The following is a 17,926-nucleotide window of genomic DNA, read 5'->3' as shown; positions in this document are numbered from 1 at the left end:
TTAGGTGGGTGACAGAATATGGATCACACGGTCTGCCAGCATGTCTTTTGTGCTGACACCATAAGCTTTCATGTGGGCTGAAACGGCATGTGCGCCCAGCGCCTGCATGCTGGCCCATTTTTCAACGACGACAAATGTGTCGGGACCGAACGGCGCTTGCATTGGCCCTGCATTTTCTGTGTCAATCGTTGCTTCATAAGCGATGCAACCGTCTTCGGCCAAGACTGCCGGAACATTGGCATTGAACAGGGCAAGCACAGCATCACGCTGGCCCGGTTTAGTGGTCAAAATGGCGACTACGTGAACAACAGACATGGCCCATTTCCTATGTATTATTTGCGATTTTCCTGACGTTAATCCGAAGCTTGCACTATCACAACACACGATCAGGTTGGTTCGATCACCGAGAGAGAGGTCAACAATGGCAGTTTGGGTGCTGTTTACCCGAATGATATTTATTCGTGGCGGGCAAGGAATGCATCTTTGTCTTGCTGCCTGGGTACTTCCCCTGCAAAAACTTCGACGTAATAACATCCGGCAATCGCGCGTTGCTGGCGCGACTCGTTAAATCGCATGGAATGGTATCCTGTTTGGGTCAGGATCACGGTTAGTGCGCGGTAGTGGGCGATTTTACTTGTCTGGCCAAATCTCTCAAACATTTTAACCACGGCTTCTAGTCGCGCGTCGTCCGTTTCAGCGACAAGCGCCTCTAGCGCAGAATCATTGCGCGCCCAATTCCGGATTGCCAAATCAAGTGGCGCGTCAAAGAGATCATTATCGATCCAGCAATCAATCAGATTGAACAAAGCGGCACACAGATTGTTAGCAGGTGCCTCGCAGCGCTGTAAAATGATGCCAGTGTTTCGCGTTTGCCAAATGTCGATGATGGCATTGTGTAGTTCAGAAACGTCTTTGAAATGCCAGTAAAAACCTGTCCGCGTCAGGTTTAGCTTTTTAGCGAGTGGCATGATTTTGACCGCGTCAATCCCATCTGCGACGAACAGCTCATAGGCAGCGTCCAGCCAAACCTCTCGGGTGGCGCGTATGCGATGTGATGCGGTGGCGGTCATACCGCCTTCTTAAAGAACTTGACAGGAGTGTCAATTTTAGGAAATCTCCTGACACCTATGTCAAGTAACGTTCAACTATCGAGGAAGCCCGCGATGTCCAGCGACCCATTACTCCAACCTTTCCAGCTCAAACACCTGACATTGCGCAACCGGATCATGACCACCAGTCATGAACCCGCATACCCTCAAGATGGAATGCCAAAAGAACGCTACGCTGCCTATCACGCCGAACGCGCCAAGGCGGGCGTAGCGCTGACCATGACCGCCGGATCAGCGGCCGTTAGCCGCGACAGCCCGCCAGTTTTCAACAATATCCTCGCCTATAAAGACGAAGTCGTTCCCTGGATTCAAAACCTGACCGATGCGGTGCATGAACATGGTTCCGCAGTAATGATCCAGCTGACCCATTTGGGGAGGCGGACCAATTGGAACAAGGGCGATTGGCTTCCGTCAGTATCCTCATCAAAACACCGCGAACCCGCACACCATGCCTTTCCCAAACTAATTGAGGATTGGGACATCGCGCGGATCATCAACGATTTTGCCGATGCAGCCGAACGCATGAAAGCCGGAGGCATGGATGGAATTGAACTGCAAGTTTATGGTCACTTGCTGGATCAATTCTGGTCACCGCTCACCAATGACCTCACAGGCCCCTACGGTGCAGATACGTTGGAGAACCGGATGCGCTTTCCCATGGATGTGGTTGAGGCGATCCGCAAACGTGTCGGCGCCGAGTTTATTGTGGGCCTGCGCTATACGGCGGATGAAGCACAAAAGGGTGGCATAACGGCCGAGGATGGCTTGGAGATTTCCAAACGCATAGCGGCCACCGGACAAATAGATTTTTTGAACGTGATTAAGGGACGCATCCACACCGATCCCGCAATGACCGATGTGATCCCCATCCAAGGCATGAAAAGCGCGCCACACCTCGATTTTGCAGGTGAGGTACGCAAAGCGACTGGGATGCCGACCTTTCACGCCGCACGCATCCCTGACGTTGCAACCGCCCGCCATGCGGTGCAATCGGGCCTATTGGATATGGTCGGGATGACGCGGGCGCATATGGCGGATCCCCATGTTGTGCGTAAGATCATTGAAGGGCGCGAAGATGACATTCGCCCCTGTGTTGGCGCGACCTACTGTCTAGACCGTATCTATCAAGCGGGTGATGCATTGTGTATTCATAACGCGGCTACAGGGCGCGAGTTGACGATGCCCCATGACATTGCGCCCGCAAAGGTTTCCAAAAAAGTTGTGGTGGTAGGTGCGGGGCCTGCTGGCCTTGAGGCGGCAAGGGTCGCGGCCGAGCGCGGCCATGACGTGACCGTTTTTGAGGCAGCGGCGCAACCGGGGGGGCAGGTTCTGCTGACGTCCCAGTCTCCGCGTCGCCGTGAGATGATCGGCATTATTGACTGGCGTATGGCCCAATGCGCCGCCCGCAATGTGGCGTTTCATTTTAACACATGGGCAGAAACGGCTGACATCACCGCCCTGAACCCCGATGTCGTGATCATCGCAACCGGAGGCCTACCCAACACCGAATTGTTCGAGCAAAAAGGCGAGCAAGCCCATGTCGTCACATCATGGGATATTATCTCTGGTGAAGTAAAACCTGCGGGTAACATTCTGATCTACGACGAAAGCGGCGATCACCCTGCCCTGCAAGCTGCCGAGATCGCAGCCAATTCAGGCGCGAAGGTTGAAATCGTGACACCTGACCGTACCTTTTCGACCGACATTATGGCGATGAACCTTGTTCCTTATATGCGATCGCTACAGGATAAAGACGTGACATTTACGGTAACGCGTCGCCTGATGGGCGTTGTGCGAAACGGAAATACGCTAACTGCAACAATTGGCACAGACTACAGTGATCACACCTATACTGTTGATGTCGATCAGGTTGTCGTGAATTACGGCACGTTGCCTTTGACCGATTTGTATTTCGACCTCAAACCAATATCCTCAAACCTAGGTGAGGTTGATTATGACGCGCTTCTTTCAGGAAACAAACAAACGCCTATCCGCAACGAGCACGGGTCGTTCCAATTGTTCCGCATTGGAGATGCCGTATCTGCACGCAATACACATGCGGCAATCTATGACGCTTTGCGTTTGGTAAAGGACATCTGAATGCGCAGCACAAAGACAATTCACGTCATATCCTGTCACGCTGAGGGTGAAGTTGGAGATGTCATTGTTGGCGGTGTCGCGCCTCCGCCGGGAAAGACCCTTTGGGAGCAACGGAGCTGGATTGCGAAGGACGAGACACTCCGCAACTTTATGTTGAACGAGCCTCGCGGCGGTGTTTTTCGCCACGTGAACTTGTTGGTGCCCCCCGTCCACCCAGACGCGCAAATGGGCTGGATCATCATGGAGCCGGAAGACACCCCACCGATGTCCGGTTCTAATTCAATCTGTGTGGCAACCGTCCTGTTGGACAGCGGCATCATCCCGATGACCGAACCCATAACCGATATGACCCTGGAAGCGCCGGGTGGTTTGGTAAGGGTGCGCGCCGAATGTCGAAACGGCAAAGCCGAACGGATCACGGTGCAAAACCTGCCTTCATTTGCAGGCCAGTTGGATGTGCCGCTAGACGTGCCCGAAATCGGCCAAATCACCGTCGATACCGCCTTTGGCGGCGACAGCTTTGTTGTTGTCGATGCGCAGGCCCTTGGGTTCTCGCTCATTGCGTCCGAGGCTAAGGCGCTTGCGGATTTGGGCATCGCGATCACAAACGCGGCCAACAAGCAGTTGACGTTTCATCACCCTACCAATGCCGACTGGCGACATTTTTCATTTTGCCTTTTTGCTGGGCCAATCACACGAGAGGGCACTCACCTGTCAACTTCCGCTGCTGTTGCGATCCAGCCGGGAAAAATTGACCGCTCCCCCACGGGTACGGCAGCCTCGGCGCGCATGGCGCTATTGCATGCACGCGGCGAAATGCAGGTAGGTGAGACATTTACCGCCCGCTCAATCCTAGATTCCGAGTTTCACGGACGTATCGTTGAAACGACATCGATAGGGGATACCGCCGCGATCATCCCTGAAATTTCGGGTCGGGCATGGATAACGGGAACTCATCAACACATGCTTGATCCCGATGATCCATGGCCAGAGGGATACCGCCTTAGCGATACGTGGCCAAACCTGAAAGAAAGCTGATGGCGTCGCAAAACGTATTGCAGGTTTTTGTCACGTCATTCCTGTCACCGCGTTTCAGTGGAACGGTAATGCATGCCGGTAAAACTAACACACGTGAGATGATGGCAGAGATGTTGATGCCCTGCTCTAAAGGTCTTTTTCGACGAATACGGACAAAATCCTTGCGGCGCTGAACACTCACCATCTGATCGGCTAAACGCCACTTCGTATCGCCGTTAGTGTCTCAACTGCCACGGCAGCTGAGGTCGTGCATGATGCCGAAGCAAACCCATCAGTTGTGTCAGTCTTGGCCAGGTTCCAAAGGACACGGCTCACCCGCCGCTTGGCGATATCCAGATATTAGATTAGATGCAGTGAGCTTTGAGGACGGAAAGGTCCAAACCCAAGATACCATCACGATGAGACATCTGGTGGCAAGACAAACGGAGCGAGGCTCTCCTTAAATTGGTCGAAAAAATCCTGTGTCAATTTCGACGCGGCCCCTGCTGTAGGCAGCAACAGCGAAACATGGTGACTTACCTCTGGTTCAAATGCTCGAATGATAATTCCGTTGTTTCTGTACCTCTCCGCATCAAGCGCACTAACGACAGCTGCACCTTCTCCCTCGCGGATAATCTCGCAAGCTGTAGTGAACTGGCGCACTTCGATCCACGTCTTCAACGCGACACCTGATTTTGAAAATACACGAGAAAGATGAGCAAAGAACCGGCTATCACGGCGCGTATGTATCATCTTTTCGTCTGCCAAATCTTCGGGCGTTATAACGCTTTTCTCACCCAGTCGATGTCCCTCAGGCAGAATACATACAGACCGTATCGCTAAATCAGTGGCTTGGATCAACGGGTGTTCAGCAAAAGCCTCTGTAATGCCGCAGTCATATTGTTGACCAACCACCCACTCAAGAATGCGTTCAGGGCGGTCCGGCTCGATTGTCACTGAAACACCCGGACGCTCGCGTAAAAACTGGGCCAATACGACGGGCAGGTGATTTGTTGCAAATCCAGGCAGACACGCAATGCGAATATGCCCCGCCGTTTGGTTTGATAGGTTCTGCCTGAGGTCTTCAAGATGGTGCAGGCTTTCAATGATGCGCGTCACCTCAGGAAGCATATAATTTGATTCGCTGGTCAGGACCATTCGCCCTCCTTCGCGCTTGAATAAATCAAAATCGAGGCATTTCGAAAAATCCGAGAGAAGTCGGCTTGCGGCGGGTTGTGATATATTTAAGGAGTGCGCAACCCGCGTAATGGAACCAGTTTGGGCCAAAGCATGGAATGCTTCAAGCTGCCTTAACTTAAAATTCAATGAGTTACCTCCTAGATTGAAATGACGTTCACCCGTAATAACGGCATAAATATTCATAACATAGTATTATAAAAAAAATCAAAAAAATCGCTTTGAACTAAGAACGCGCCGTGCAACCTTCACTACACTGTTACATTCATCGTCTCTACGGACGGTGCATATACACCTAATGGGAGGCTAAAAATGAAATATTCAACCCTAACCGCGACCTTCGCGGCCAGCGCAATTGCCATGTCGACAGCTGCTTTTGCAGAAGTAGAAGTCCAGTGGTGGCACGCAATGGGCGGCGCGAACGGTGAACGCGTTGACAAAATTGCTGGAGATTTCAACGCCTCCCAATCCGAATATAAAATCATGCCTGTCTACAAAGGCAACTACACCGAAACAATGACTGCCGCGATTGCCAGCTTCCGCGCCAAACAGCACCCGCATATCGTTCAGGTCTTCGAAGTTGGCACAGCCACGATGATGTCCGCAAAAGGCGCCATCTATCCAATGGAACAGCTGATGAAGGACGCGGGCGAACCATTCGACAAGTCCGACTACCTGCCAGCCGTGATTTCCTATTACCAAACACCTGAGGGCGAACTGCTATCCATGCCGTTCAACAGCTCTACACCAGTTTTGTGGTACAATGCTGACGCGCTCAAAGCGGCTGGCGTTGACGTGCCAGAAACATGGGAAGACGTCAAAAGCGTTTCCAAAGCACTTGTAGGCAACGGCATGAAATGTGGCCTGTCGTTTGGCTGGCAGTCTTGGGTTATGATCGAGAACTTCTCGGCGTGGCATGACATCGAGATGGGTACAAAAGAAAACGGCTTTGCTGGTTTTGACACTGAATTCACTTTCAACAATGATCACGTAGTGGCCCGCATGGATGATATTGCATCCATGTCCGCTGACGGTTCATTCGTCTATGCAGGTCGTCGTGGTGACAGCTTGCCTTCGTTCACAAACGGTGAATGTGGCATGTGGATTAACTCCTCTGCTTACTACGGTTCCATGACATCACAGGCCAAGTTTGACTTTGCTCAGACAATGCTTCCACTGGACACAAATGTTGCTTCTGCTCCGCAGAACTCAATCATCGGTGGTGCAACATTGTGGGCCCTCGCGGGTCACGAGGACGAAGAGTACAAAGGTGTGGCCAAATTCATGACATACCTCTCCTCTCCTGAGGTCCAGGCATGGTGGCACCAGGAAACTGGTTATGTGCCAATCACCACAGCAGCCTATGAACTGTCCAAAGAGCAGGGTTTTTATGAAACAAACCCTGGCACAGACACGGCGATCCAACAGCTGAGCCTGAACACGCCAACACCTAACTCTCGTGGTGTTCGTTTTGGTAACTTCGTGCAAGTACGCGACGTGATCAACGAAGAGATGGAAGCCATCTGGGCAGGTTCCAAAACCGCACAAGAAGGCTTGGACGAAGCAGTCTCGCGCGGCAACGAATTGCTTCGCAAGTTCGAACGCTCGGTTAAGTAAACCGGGTACCCTCGAGGCAAATCAGTGTTGTCCGCGGCCCTAACCGTGGACAACATCATTTTTACCTCAATATCTCTTTCTCGCTTTGGATGACCAAATGCTAAAACGTGTCCACTTTAATAAAAAACTACTTCCATTTCTGTTGGTTGCGCCTCAAATCGTAATCACTTTGGTCTTCTTTATGTGGCCCGCAGGACAGGCATTGTACCAAAGTTTTCTGATCGAAGACGCCTTTGGTCTGTCCAGTGAATTTGTCTGGTTCGAGAACTTCCAATATTTGTGGCACGATAAGGTCTACCTAGATACTTTTTGGCGGACCGCCGTGTTTTCAACGCTGGTTGCCGTACTCGCTATGAGCATCGCTCTGATCCTAGCCGGATTTGCCGAACGTGTGATCAAAGGGGCTGGTGCATACAGAACCTTACTGATCTGGCCTTATGCTGTCGCTCCGGTTTTGGCAGGCGCGTTATGGGTCTTTATGTTCAATCCAACACTTGGAATTTTCCCATTCCTTTTGGATAAGATTGATATCGACTGGAACCACTACCTGAACGGCACCCAAGCAATGGGGCTGGTTGTCGCCGCTGCTGCCTGGAAGCAAATCGCTTACAACTTCCTGTTCTACCTCGCGGCCATGCAATCCATTCCCAAATCAATTGTCGAAGCCGCCGCCATCGACGGAGCAGGCCCGTTGCGCCGCTTCTGGACGCTGACGCTTCCACTGGTATCCCCAACAACGTTCTTCTTGTTGGTCATCAATATTGTTTATGCGTTCTTTGACACATTCGGCATCATTCATGCCGTGACACAAGGTGGCCCTGCAAATTCAACAACGATCCTTGTCTACAAGGTGTTTAGCGACGGGTTTGTTGGCCTTGATCTGGGCGGTTCTGCTGCACAGTCCGTGGTGTTGATGTTCATCGTGATCGTTATGACGGTCGTCCAATTCCGGTATGTTGAAAAGAAGGTAGAATACTGATGGTTGAGAATAGACCGGTCCTGACATTCATCACGCATGCAGTGTTGATTTTGGGCGTCATCATGATCGCCCTGCCCATTTGGATTACATTTGTGGCTGCCAGCCATGAAGACATTCGCATGACCCAAGCACCGATCCCTATGTTACCCGGCGGGTATTTCTGGGAAAACTTCAAACGCACATTGTTTGGTAGCGGGCTGGCAGGCAATGAAATCACACCTGTCTGGCGCATGCTGCTTAACTCACTTGTTATGGCCCTTGCGATTGCAGGTGGTAAGATCACCATCTCGTTGCTCTCGGCCTTTGCGATTGTCTATTTCAAGTTCCCGTTCCGCATGGGTTTCTTTTGGATGATCTTCATGACCCTTATGCTACCAGTCGAGGTGCGCATCTTGCCGACGTTTGAGGTGGTTGCAAACCTTGGCATGTTGAACAGCTATTGGGGTCTGTCCATCCCACTAATTGCATCAGCAACGGCTACCTTTATGTTCCGTCAGGTGTTTTTGACGATACCCGATGAAATGCTAGAAAGCGCACGGATCGACGGCGCTGGACCCATGCGTTTTTTCTGGGATATTCTTCTTCCCTTGTCGCGCACCAACATCGCTGCGTTATTTGTCATCCTGTTTATCTTCGGGTGGAACCAATATCTCTGGCCGCTCCTGATCACCACCGACAGTGACATGACCACCATCGTTGTCTCCATAAAACAAATGTTAGAAGCCGCCGAGCAATCGCCGCAGTGGAACATCATCATGATGACCGCAATGCTCGCTATGCTTCCCCCCATCCTCGTCGTCATCGCCATGCAAAAGCTATTTGTGCAAGGCCTGACAGAAACCGATAAATAGGTCTGACCCAATGGCAAAAATTAAACTCGACAGCTTGACCAAATCCTACGGGGCAACCGAAGTATTGCACCACATCCAGGGTGACATCGACCACGGTGAGTTCATCGTGATCGTTGGCCCCTCTGGCTGCGGCAAGTCCACATTGCTGCGTATGGTTGCGGGGCTGGAAACAGTTACCACTGGTGAAGTTTCAATCGGTGACAAGGTCATCAATGATCTTGAGCCCGCCGACCGAGACATTGCGATGGTGTTCCAGAATTACGCGCTCTACCCTCACATGACGGTTGAGCAAAACATGGCGTACGGCCTGAAAATCCGGAAGCTTCCAAAAGATGAAATCAAGCGGCGTGTTGAAGAAGCCGCTGACATCTTGGAAATCCGCGACTACCTGAAACGCAAACCACGGCAGCTATCCGGCGGACAACGCCAACGGGTTGCGATGGGCCGCGCGATTGTACGCGATCCACAGGTGTTCCTATTTGACGAACCTCTCTCGAACCTAGACGCAAAGCTGCGCGTCCAGATGCGTTTGGAAATTCGTAAACTGCAGCGCCGCCTTGGTGTGACATCGATTTACGTAACCCACGATCAGGTCGAGGCCATGACACTAGGCGACCGCCTAATGGTTTTGAATGGTGGCTACGTTGAGCAGTTTGGCACCCCTATCGAGGTTTATGAAAAACCAGCCTCTGTCTTTGTTGCTGGCTTTATCGGCAGCCCGTCGATGAACTTTATCTCGGCAGACGCACAGAACGGATTGCTCACCTTGCCCAATGGCACAACCCTTCGTACTTCGTCAAAAACGGTAGGTCCGGTAACACTGGGTATTCGCCCAGAGCACCTGCTGCCCGATGAAGCTGGTGCCATTGAGGTTGAAGTAGACCTGCCAGAACAGTTGGGTGCGACGACATTGGTCCACGGACGGATTGTCGGAACGGACCTTCCGATAACGGCAAGCCTGAACGGCATCAATGCAGCATCAAGCGGGGATGTTTTGAAGTTCAACGCACCTGTTGAACAGATGCACATTTTCGATGCCCAATCCGGCAAGCGCATCGATTAACACATGACACCCAACCTCGACAGGCTGCGCAAAGCGCCAGGCATCATCCGTTTGCATGGGCACAGAGGTGCACGAGGCATCTGGCCAGAAAACACCCTAACGGGGTTCCAAGGTACATTTGATCTTGGTGTGCAGGTTGTCGAACTCGACGTTTTGCTCACCAAGGACAACATCCCGGTGATCACGCATAATCCAACATTGATGCCGGAAACGACCCGAGGGCCGGACGCCCAATGGCTTACATCTGACGGGCCCCACATTTCAGATCTCAGCATTGGTGAACTTTGCAGCTATGACATTGGCGGCATGCGTTCTGGCACCGATTACGCCCAGCGCTATCCTGAACAGGCGTTCATGTACGGACAGCGGGTTCCAACATTGGACGCACTGGCCAAGTTGGTTCAGCTTCCCCAATACATGCAGACGTGGCTGAATATTGAAATCAAAAGCAACCCAATTCACGAGGGGCTAACACCACCCCCTGAACAATTGGCCGCCCAAGTGGCCAAGGTCATTGAACAAAACCAACTGGATCGTCGTGTCATCGTCCAAAGCTTTGATTGGCGTGTCCTTGAGCATATAAAACGTATCGCCCCGCATTTGCCCCGCTCCCACCTCACCTTTTTGGAAACACCATCAATCAATATGGATTCCAACATTTATGAGGGCAGCCCGTGGATGGCTGGGGCGACGACTACCCGTGCAGACAGCGATCTATGCGATGTTGTTGCGGAGGCTGGCGGGCAACTCTGGGCTCCGTTCCATATGAATGTTGATGCCGAAGAAGTCGCACGTGCACAGGCCAAAGGTCTGATCGTGAATGCGTGGACCGTGAACGAAATCACAGATATTGACCGAATGGTTGATGCAGGCGTGGATGGCATCATTTCGGACTACCCTGCGCGCGTGCAGCGTCGCCTTATTGAAAGAGGCTACCACTGGCGCGAAGATTTTGCCGAACTCAACACGGCAATCTAATGCAAAACGCCGCTGAAATTTTTGACCGTTATGAATGCGTCAGGCAACGCTTGCCGCTCATTCGGTCACAACCCAAAGCGAGCTCCATTACCTCATTGTTGGATATCTCGGGCGAAGTCGACGCCTTTGTCTTTGATGCGTTTGGCGTGTTGAATGTAGGGGAAGTTCCAATACCGGGTGCGATAGATCAGATCGCGCAGTTGCGGACACGTGGACACGAAGTACGTGTGCTTACCAATGCCGCCAGCTTCAATCCTGATGCAACAATGAAGAAATTTAAACGGCTTGGGTTTTCGTTTTATCCAGAGGAAATCATCACCAGCCGAAGTGCGGCACTGGCTGCCATGGATGACAGGCATTGGGGTGTCATTGCTGATACCGCAGACCCGTTAATAGATATTCCCTACCAAACTACGCGCTTGGGTTCGCTAGAGGCCCCTTATGGGGACGTGGAAGGTTTCCTGTTTCTTTCGACAGCTTGTTGGAGCGACGCCCAACAAGAAATACTTGAACGTAGTTTGGCCCACTCCCCCCGTCGGGTTGTTATCGCCAATGCTGACCTGGCCGCACCACGCGGTGATACATTTTCTATCGAACCCGGATATTGGGGGCACCAAATTGCGGACAAGTTCGGCGTTCAGGTCGAATTCTTCGGAAAGCCCTTCCAAAGTATTTTTCAAATTGGGGCTTCCTCGCTAGGCCGCATTGAACCTCATAAAATCGCCATGTGCGGGGATTCCCTTCACACCGATATTTTGGGCGCAAACGCGATGGGCTGGAAATCTGTTTTTGTGACCCATGATGGTCTCTTCAACCAGTTACACCCATCAGAGTTGATCACCACTTCGGGCATTCAACCCGATTGGATCACCCCACGCATCTAACCCTCCAATTTGGCGGAGCAAACTTACCTTATCCTTGGTCAAGGTTTTCTGACGTGAACTGAAATTGTGTTCTTTGTCGATAAGTTTGTTCAGGCATCAGTAATGTACATGGAAACCCTTCGTGGTTCACAGCATCCGGCCACGCCTGTGGCTCAAGCGCGATGCCTGCAAGCGATCCAAATACCAGCCCGTCTGTGCCACGCCCCATCCCGCTAATTCCGTGACCTGTGTAAACTTGCAATCCCGCTTCCGTGGTTGAAATTGATAATGTGATCTTGTCATCAGGGGCACACAGACGCGCAACTTGCCGTAGCAATTGCCTTTGATCAGATAGGCACAGATTATGATCGTATCGCGACTTGTCGTTCAGCTGCTTTCTAATCCGGAAGTCAAAGTCCGTCTTAGAAACGTCAGTGACCTCACCAGTTGGCACACCTTCGCCGTCCACAGCGACATATCTGTTTGCGAAAGCCTGAAGTTGGTGCCCGTCAATTGTGGCACTGTTCCCCAAATTGAAATAGCTATGGTGGGCGAAATTACACAAGGTCGGCGCATCACTGACCGCCTCAATCTCCAAGGAAAAAACCTGATCTGGTAGTATTTCATAGCGGGCAGTCACCGTCAGATTACCCGGATACCCCATATGACCATCGGGCAGAGTGTCCTGTAGGGTTACATGCGTTGAGGAATGTTCAACCACATCCCATGTGCGTCTGAATGTTCCATCTCGTCCGCCGTGCAGCTGGTGACCGACCTCAGTGTTCCGATCTAACACATATCGCGAGCCATTGATCACGGCAGTACCATTCGCAATCCGGTTCGCGACACGTCCCACGATTGCCCCAAAATAATTGTCATCCCCTAGGTAGGAGGACAGTTCTTGATACCCCAAGACAAGGCTACGGTTGTGGCCCACTATTCTGATGTCTTGTAAGATGGCCCCGTAGCTCAAGATAGTAGCGCTCAGCCCATCCCGCTCCAAGGTGATCCTGTGGACATCAGAACCAGCATGATCTTGGCCCCACGTCTCAATCACAACAAGGTTCTCCTTACGCCTGCCGCTTCTAATGTCACTCCGTGGCAGCTGACTTCCTCTGCCGTGTAGTTAAACCAGAACCGTTCTTGGCCAGTATCGCGGACGCGCACACCATCCGGTAAATCAAGGGTGGCTATGCCTGCCCGTTCGCAAACAGATCTAAGCAAGTCATTGAGCGAAATATCATCCAGCCAACCACCAACATAGGTTTGATGTCCGCTACGCACGGCCACAGATTGCCCTGCTTGCGTCTCAAGGATGGTTTGCGCTGAGCCTTCCAAAATCTCGCGGTACAAAATGACACTCCCGCCGCCCTTTAACGGAACCGGAGTATCAGGCCGCAGGCTTTCAACTTCCGACATGCGCACATCGAGGTCCGGAATATTCGGTGGCAACGGTGTCGGGATTCCCATCTCTGCGTTGCGCGCGCCTGATCGCGGGCCATAGATCACTTCTGTAGCGCTACCCGCAAGCGCCGCTTTCAGTGCCTTTGGCATGAACATCATCCCCGGCACCAAAGTCAGGCGGTATCCGGTGAAATCACGTGTTGCCGCAGGGACGATATCAACGGAAAGGCCTAGGCTGCGCAAACTGCGGTAGACATGAAGGATCAACCCGAAATAGCTGAGGTCCTGACCGTGCGGTTGTACCGTCCATGCAAAATCGGCGTCATAGTCAAAAACAATTGCAACGGGTGCTTGCGCGGGCACCACATCAGGCGCATCTGCCAGCTCAGCCGTCACAAGGCGTAATTCATCCATAACAGCCGCATCAACGCCATCGGGACGCAGCAATCCGGCGTGCATTTGTTCTTGGGCCACGGGCGCTTGACGCCAACGGAAATAACACACGGCTTCAGCGCCATGTGCAAACGCTTCCCATGACCACAACCGCACCATGCCGCGCAACGGAACAGGGTTGTATGGGGCCCAATTCACCGGGCCTGGTTGCTGCTCCATAACCCACCAACGTCCACGCCCAACAGCGCGATAAAGATCGTGGTGAAGTGCCTGAAAGTCGGGATCGCCTTGGCGGGCAAAATCACGCTGACGTTGTGCATCCGCTCCGACACGGTCCTCTAAAAACCCCAATGGGTAACTGTCCCAGCTTGCGATATCCAAATCTGCGCCAACTTCAAAGTGGTCGAAATCGGTTATCCGCCCCATGTAGTTGTGGGCGACGGGGGCTACACTGTGTTTTTTGATCGCTTCTACTTGTAGGCGATTAAAGGCAACAACCTGATCAGAACTAAAGCGGCGAAATGCAAGACTATGGGCAGGGTTTGCCTCTGTCACAGTCAAGTTCGGCAAATCGATCTCGTCGAACGCGCTGTACTCCATCGACCAGAATGTATTCCCCCAAGCGACGTTCAATGCTTCAACCGAAATATATCGATCCAAAAGCCATTTTTGAAACGCATTCCGCGCGCCATAGCTGTAAGAAATTGTCGTATCATGGCAGCCATATTCATTGTCTGTCTGCCACGCCGCAATATGTGGGTTTTTCCCATATCTCTCGGCCATCAGGGTCACAATCCGCTTACAATCTTCTTTGTACCCTTCGTGGCTAAAACAGTAGTGGCGGCGAGAACCAAATTTTCTAGGGCGCCCCTCAACATCCACTGCCAACATGTCGGGATGCCGCTTTAGCATCCAACGCGGCGGCGTTGCAGTCGGCGTTCCCAAAACAACCTTTAGACCCGCCTGCCCCAATGTCTCGACGGCCTTATCCAACCATTCCCATTGGTATTCTTCAGGCTTGGGCTCCAGCTTGCTCCAGGAAAATTCACCGATGCGGACCCATGTCAGGCCAGCCTGTACCATGCGGCGTGCGTCATCCGCCCACATCTCTGTTGGCCATTGTTCAGGGTAATAACAGGTCCCAAGCGTTCGCTTCATCTTGCCTCACAAAATCACGCGGTGTTCAGCCTGACCGCTTACATCCGCATCAAACTGAAATGTCTTCCCGTCCATGGCCCCGTCAAGCCCGTCAGCCGCCGAGGTTACAAAGACGGTGTTTAGGTCTGGTCCACCAAATGCCGGACAGGTCACCTGTGATGCAGGCAGCTCATATGCCTTTAGAAAGGTGCCATCAGGCCCGTACTTCGCCACACGCCCAGCGCCCCATTGCGCATTCCAAAGGCAGCCAGCGCTGTCCACAACTGATCCATCTGGGTTGAGCTTTTCCTGCGTGAGATCAACAAAAATCTCGGGCGGTCCTGCTGGCCAACCGTCCTGCGCGGCCAACGGAACCTGCAAAATCTGACTTGACCAAGTGTCCGTGTAATACGCCACAGAGCGATCAGGGGAAAAAGTGATCGAATTGGACACCGTCACTTTGTCGACAATCTTTCGCAGCTCACCTTTGTAGTATCGGTAAATGCTTCCTGCATAGGGCTGAGTTTCTAGCCCCATCGTCCCGATCCAGAACCCGCCCCACGGATCAGCACGTCCGTCATTGGAACGCGTTAAAGGCTGATCTGCCTCTAGGTCAATCACATGCGAACGCTCACCTGAACCGATATCAAACCACCACAGGCCTGTTTGCGATGCCATCAACAAGCTGTTGTCATCGATCCAGCCAGCCGCCGACACATGTTCGTCAAAACACCATTCTGCTGGCCCTGTTTCGTCCTGAGTCAACAGCTTTTTGCCTAGAATATCGAACCAAAATAACTGATTTCGGGTGGGATGCCACAACGGTCCTTCGCCAAGGGTACAGACGCGTGGATCAAAAACAGTGTAGGTCATTGGCCTGTTACTCTGTCATAGGCTTTGACGATTTCGCGCGCGTGCTGGCGCACTTCCGCGACCGTGTAACCTGGTTTATAAATGCCTGTACCGATACCAAATCCTGCCGCACCCGCAGAAATCCAATCCGCAAAGTTATGGGGCCCGACACCGCCAACCGCATAGGTTTGTGTCCCCTTGGGTAAAACTGCATTGATCGCTTTCAATCCTTCGACACCAATCAAAAACGACGGGAAAATCTTGAGGCCATCCGCGCCTGCCTTTAACGCTGCGAAACATTCCGTTGGGGTCATAACACCGGGGTAGGACAACATGCCCGCGGCCTTACTTGCGGCAATCACATCAATATCGGCATTCGGGGACACGATCATTTCTCCGCCTGCGGTTTTTACGTTCGCAACATCCTCAACGCTCAACACTGTACCTGCACCGATGATAACATTCTCATCCGTGCAATCCGCCATTTGCGCGATTGAATTCAACGGATCGGGTGAGTTTAATGGCACCTCAATACGGGTGATCCCCTCTTCGACAAGTACGGCGCAAATATCCGCAGCTTCATGTGGATTTATCCCGCGTAAGATCGCTATGATATTCCTGCTCACTTAGAAACTCCTTCTTGCGCCGTAAATGCAGCCGTTAATCCAGCCAATGTCAGATCAGCAACGTCACGGACAACTGCGGGAACACCCTGTTCAACAAGTGCAGAGCGGTACAGTTCAGCGACAGCACCCGCACCAATGATGGCGACATTTTGGCCCAACCAATAGGGCCGCGCAGCTGCTAGTTCGATACCAATTAGCAAGCCAGACAAACGAGCGCGCGCCGTTTCGGCCGCCAACTCACCCACCAACCCGCCAGCGCGCAAACCAAACAGATGTGCAGCGACTGACTGGGGCCGCGTCATCGCGTCCGAAATCGCAGCAAGATAGCTATTCTGATCCCACTCATCGCTTGCCACGCTATGCCGCAACACTGACTGCTCTGACAACAACGCAAACATTTCGCCCGTCATAAAGGTTTGAAAGCTGACGATCTCGCCTGCGCTGATATGGACCCATTTGGTATGTGTGCCGGGCAGGCAAATGATGCCGTCAAAGTTTGGATATTCGCGCAGAAAACCCGCAATCTGGGTTTCTTCACCGCGCATGACATCCGGTGGTGTTATTTGTTTAATGCCCGGAAGGATTGTCACTGAAATACGTGGGTCTTCTGCCTCTACCTTGACAGCAGCAGTCCTGCACGGCGGCGGGCAAGGGGTCGCGATGTAATTCGCTTCGCGCCATCCTTCACGTGCACCAACCATTCCTGCGCAAATCACAGGCGTTACCTGATCATCCGCCAAATAAGGCGCGATCAATTCCATCAACGCTGGTTCAAACTCATCTGTAGTGAGGCCACCCATCCCCTTGTCAGAGTGGGCCTGCCCAAAAAGAACATTATCGCGGCCCATCATCCAAACGCGCAAATTGGTAGTACCCCAATCAACGGCAATCCACGCAGCTTTCTTCGTTTGATTGTCCATGTTCTAACCCGTCACCACAACGCCGCCATCAACGGCGATGACCTGCCCTGTCATCATCCGGCTGGTATCTGATGCCAAGAATAGTATCGCACCAACGATGTCTTGCGGGGCTAATGTGTCTTTCAGGCATTGCCGCTCAACATGGGCGGTAATTGCTTCTGGCGTGACCCATAACTCTTTTTGCTTGTCCGTCAAAACCCACCCCGGTGCCAGCGCATTCACGCGGATTTTGTCGGGTCCAAATTCGCGTGCCAGTGACCGCGTCATTCCCGTGATGCCAGAGTTGGCAGTTGTGTAGGACGGATAGCCTGCATTGCCCATCATGTAGGAAATAGAGGTCATGTTGACAATCGCGCCTCCACCCAGTTGTTGCATACCCTCCATAACGCTTTGACAGGCAAAGAAATAGGATTTGAGGTTTATCGCCTGAGATTGATCCCAGAATTCTTCGGTGACTTCGTTGGTCGTATGGCGCGCATCATTGGCCGCATTATTAATCAGCACCGTGATCGGCCCCTGATGTAGCGCCGTCTGCGCCAAACATTCTTTAAGTGCAGAAATATTGGAGATATCGCAGGTTTGAGAATGAGGGCGCCGACCATGTTTGGCTTCCATCTCATCGCAAAAGGCCGATGCATCGCTGCGTTGAACAAAGCTGACATTTGCACCCTGAGACATAAAGCCATCCGTCAAGAAGGCTCCGATACCAGAGCCCCCGCCGGTAATGAAAACTGACTGACCTTTAAGGTCCGGAAAAATCGCGTGTTGTGTCATCAGTGGCTCTTTCGTGTGACTGGGAAGGCTTTTGTGGCGCTGTTGA

At 52.3% G+C, this 17,926-nt stretch carries 17 protein-coding genes; 8 read left to right on the top strand and 9 right to left on the bottom strand.

The features are described 5' to 3' along the window. Positions 1–315, bottom strand: coding sequence for a putative quinol monooxygenase (locus tag V7775_RS18475; protein WP_335753400.1), 315 nt, complete (start codon positions 313–315; stop codon positions 1–3). Positions 316–455: 140 nt separating this feature from the next. Continuing rightward, entirely contained in the window at positions 456–1,070 is a 615-nt protein-coding gene (locus tag V7775_RS18470; RefSeq protein ID WP_335753399.1) for a TetR/AcrR family transcriptional regulator, read from the bottom strand. A gap of 93 nt (positions 1,071–1,163) precedes the next feature. Between V7775_RS18470 and V7775_RS18465 the strand changes: the two genes are divergently transcribed. Next, positions 1,164–3,209, top strand: coding sequence for an NADH:flavin oxidoreductase (locus V7775_RS18465; RefSeq protein WP_335753398.1), 2,046 nt, complete (start codon positions 1,164–1,166; stop codon positions 3,207–3,209). Continuing rightward, positions 3,210–4,247 (top strand): trans-3-hydroxy-L-proline dehydratase, encoded by a 1,038-nt coding sequence (locus V7775_RS18460; RefSeq protein WP_335753397.1) that lies wholly within the window; start codon positions 3,210–3,212, stop codon positions 4,245–4,247. 393 nt (positions 4,248–4,640) lie between these two features. Here V7775_RS18460 and V7775_RS18455 read toward each other — a convergent pair whose 3' ends face one another. Further along, positions 4,641–5,552: a LysR substrate-binding domain-containing protein gene (locus tag V7775_RS18455; protein WP_335753476.1), complete on the bottom strand. Its 912-nt coding sequence runs from the start codon at positions 5,550–5,552 to the stop codon at positions 4,641–4,643. 183 nt (positions 5,553–5,735) lie between these two features. Here V7775_RS18455 and ugpB point away from each other — a divergent pair, with 183 nt between their 5' ends. From ugpB to V7775_RS18425, 6 genes are all read left to right on the top strand, one after another. After that, positions 5,736–7,040 carry a sn-glycerol-3-phosphate ABC transporter substrate-binding protein UgpB gene (gene ugpB / locus V7775_RS18450; protein WP_335753396.1) on the top strand — a complete coding sequence of 435 codons (1,305 nt, stop codon included), beginning with the start codon at positions 5,736–5,738 and terminating at the stop codon, positions 7,038–7,040. A gap of 97 nt (positions 7,041–7,137) precedes the next feature. Beyond that, complete coding sequence (gene ugpA / locus V7775_RS18445; protein WP_335753395.1) at positions 7,138–8,019, top strand: sn-glycerol-3-phosphate ABC transporter permease UgpA; 882 nt, start codon at positions 7,138–7,140, stop codon at positions 8,017–8,019. After that, positions 8,019–8,870 (top strand): sn-glycerol-3-phosphate ABC transporter permease UgpE, encoded by an 852-nt coding sequence (gene ugpE, locus V7775_RS18440; protein WP_335753394.1) that lies wholly within the window; start codon positions 8,019–8,021, stop codon positions 8,868–8,870. The genes ugpA and ugpE overlap by 1 nt, the downstream gene beginning before the upstream one ends. Positions 8,871–8,880: 10 nt before the next feature. Beyond that, on the top strand, positions 8,881–9,933 hold the full coding sequence (locus V7775_RS18435; protein WP_335753393.1) for a sn-glycerol-3-phosphate import ATP-binding protein UgpC: 1,053 nt from the start codon (positions 8,881–8,883) through the stop codon (positions 9,931–9,933). Between the two features lie 3 nt (positions 9,934–9,936). Further along, a complete protein-coding gene (locus tag V7775_RS18430; RefSeq protein WP_335753392.1) occupies positions 9,937–10,911 on the top strand; it encodes a glycerophosphodiester phosphodiesterase in 975 nt (324 codons plus the stop codon). Beyond that, positions 10,911–11,795, top strand: a complete 885-nt coding sequence (locus tag V7775_RS18425; RefSeq protein ID WP_335753391.1) for an HAD-IIA family hydrolase — start codon at positions 10,911–10,913, stop codon at positions 11,793–11,795. The genes V7775_RS18430 and V7775_RS18425 overlap by 1 nt, the downstream gene beginning before the upstream one ends. A 28-nt stretch (positions 11,796–11,823) precedes the next feature. Here the strand turns inward: V7775_RS18425 and V7775_RS18420 are convergent, their stop codons facing one another. Genes V7775_RS18420 through V7775_RS18395 form a run of 6 tightly spaced genes read right to left on the bottom strand, consistent with a single transcriptional unit; the run spans position 11,824 to position 17,880 of the window. After that, the gene (locus tag V7775_RS18420) at positions 11,824–12,831 is read right to left on the bottom strand and encodes an aldose epimerase family protein (protein ID WP_335753390.1); all 1,008 of its coding nucleotides are present in this window, start codon (positions 12,829–12,831) and stop codon (positions 11,824–11,826) included. Then, positions 12,828–14,729: a beta-galactosidase gene (locus V7775_RS18415; protein WP_335753389.1), complete on the bottom strand. Its 1,902-nt coding sequence runs from the start codon at positions 14,727–14,729 to the stop codon at positions 12,828–12,830. The genes V7775_RS18420 and V7775_RS18415 overlap by 4 nt, the downstream gene beginning before the upstream one ends. 6 nt (positions 14,730–14,735) lie before the next feature. Further along, a complete protein-coding gene (locus tag V7775_RS18410; RefSeq protein WP_335753388.1) occupies positions 14,736–15,581 on the bottom strand; it encodes an SMP-30/gluconolactonase/LRE family protein in 846 nt (281 codons plus the stop codon). Then, entirely contained in the window at positions 15,578–16,186 is a 609-nt protein-coding gene (locus V7775_RS18405; RefSeq protein WP_335753387.1) for a 2-dehydro-3-deoxy-6-phosphogalactonate aldolase, read from the bottom strand. The genes V7775_RS18410 and V7775_RS18405 overlap by 4 nt, the downstream gene beginning before the upstream one ends. After that, positions 16,183–17,106 carry a 2-dehydro-3-deoxygalactonokinase gene (locus tag V7775_RS18400; protein WP_335753386.1) on the bottom strand — a complete coding sequence of 308 codons (924 nt, stop codon included), beginning with the start codon at positions 17,104–17,106 and terminating at the stop codon, positions 16,183–16,185. Before V7775_RS18400 ends, V7775_RS18405 begins: the two co-directional genes overlap by 4 nt. Positions 17,107–17,109: 3 nt before the next feature. After that, positions 17,110–17,880 carry an SDR family NAD(P)-dependent oxidoreductase gene (locus tag V7775_RS18395; protein ID WP_335753385.1) on the bottom strand — a complete coding sequence of 257 codons (771 nt, stop codon included), beginning with the start codon at positions 17,878–17,880 and terminating at the stop codon, positions 17,110–17,112. Positions 17,881–17,926 lie beyond the last annotated feature (46 nt).

Origin of the sequence: Sulfitobacter sp., assembly GCF_036960155.1 — a bacterium.
Lineage (GTDB): Bacteria > Pseudomonadota > Alphaproteobacteria > Rhodobacterales > Rhodobacteraceae > Sulfitobacter.
The sequence above is the reverse complement of the archived record's forward strand: the minus strand, read 5'-3'. Positions and strand labels throughout refer to the sequence as shown.

Coding starts and splice junctions, on each gene's coding strand:
- V7775_RS18475 (WP_335753400.1), bottom strand. CDS start 315: ATGTCTGTTGTTCACGTAGTCGCCATTTTGACCACTAAACCGGGCCAG.
- V7775_RS18470 (WP_335753399.1), bottom strand. CDS start 1,070: ATGACCGCCACCGCATCACATCGCATACGCGCCACCCGAGAGGTTTGG.
- V7775_RS18465 (WP_335753398.1), top strand. CDS start 1,164: ATGTCCAGCGACCCATTACTCCAACCTTTCCAGCTCAAACACCTGACA.
- V7775_RS18460 (WP_335753397.1), top strand. CDS start 3,210: ATGCGCAGCACAAAGACAATTCACGTCATATCCTGTCACGCTGAGGGT.
- ugpB (WP_335753396.1), top strand. CDS start 5,736: ATGAAATATTCAACCCTAACCGCGACCTTCGCGGCCAGCGCAATTGCC.
- ugpA (WP_335753395.1), top strand. CDS start 7,138: ATGCTAAAACGTGTCCACTTTAATAAAAAACTACTTCCATTTCTGTTG.
- ugpE (WP_335753394.1), top strand. CDS start 8,019: ATGGTTGAGAATAGACCGGTCCTGACATTCATCACGCATGCAGTGTTG.
- V7775_RS18435 (WP_335753393.1), top strand. CDS start 8,881: ATGGCAAAAATTAAACTCGACAGCTTGACCAAATCCTACGGGGCAACC.
- V7775_RS18430 (WP_335753392.1), top strand. CDS start 9,937: ATGACACCCAACCTCGACAGGCTGCGCAAAGCGCCAGGCATCATCCGT.
- V7775_RS18425 (WP_335753391.1), top strand. CDS start 10,911: ATGCAAAACGCCGCTGAAATTTTTGACCGTTATGAATGCGTCAGGCAA.
- V7775_RS18415 (WP_335753389.1), bottom strand. CDS start 14,729: ATGAAGCGAACGCTTGGGACCTGTTATTACCCTGAACAATGGCCAACA.
- V7775_RS18410 (WP_335753388.1), bottom strand. CDS start 15,581: ATGACCTACACTGTTTTTGATCCACGCGTCTGTACCCTTGGCGAAGGA.
- V7775_RS18400 (WP_335753386.1), bottom strand. CDS start 17,106: ATGGACAATCAAACGAAGAAAGCTGCGTGGATTGCCGTTGATTGGGGT.
- V7775_RS18395 (WP_335753385.1), bottom strand. CDS start 17,880: ATGACACAACACGCGATTTTTCCGGACCTTAAAGGTCAGTCAGTTTTC.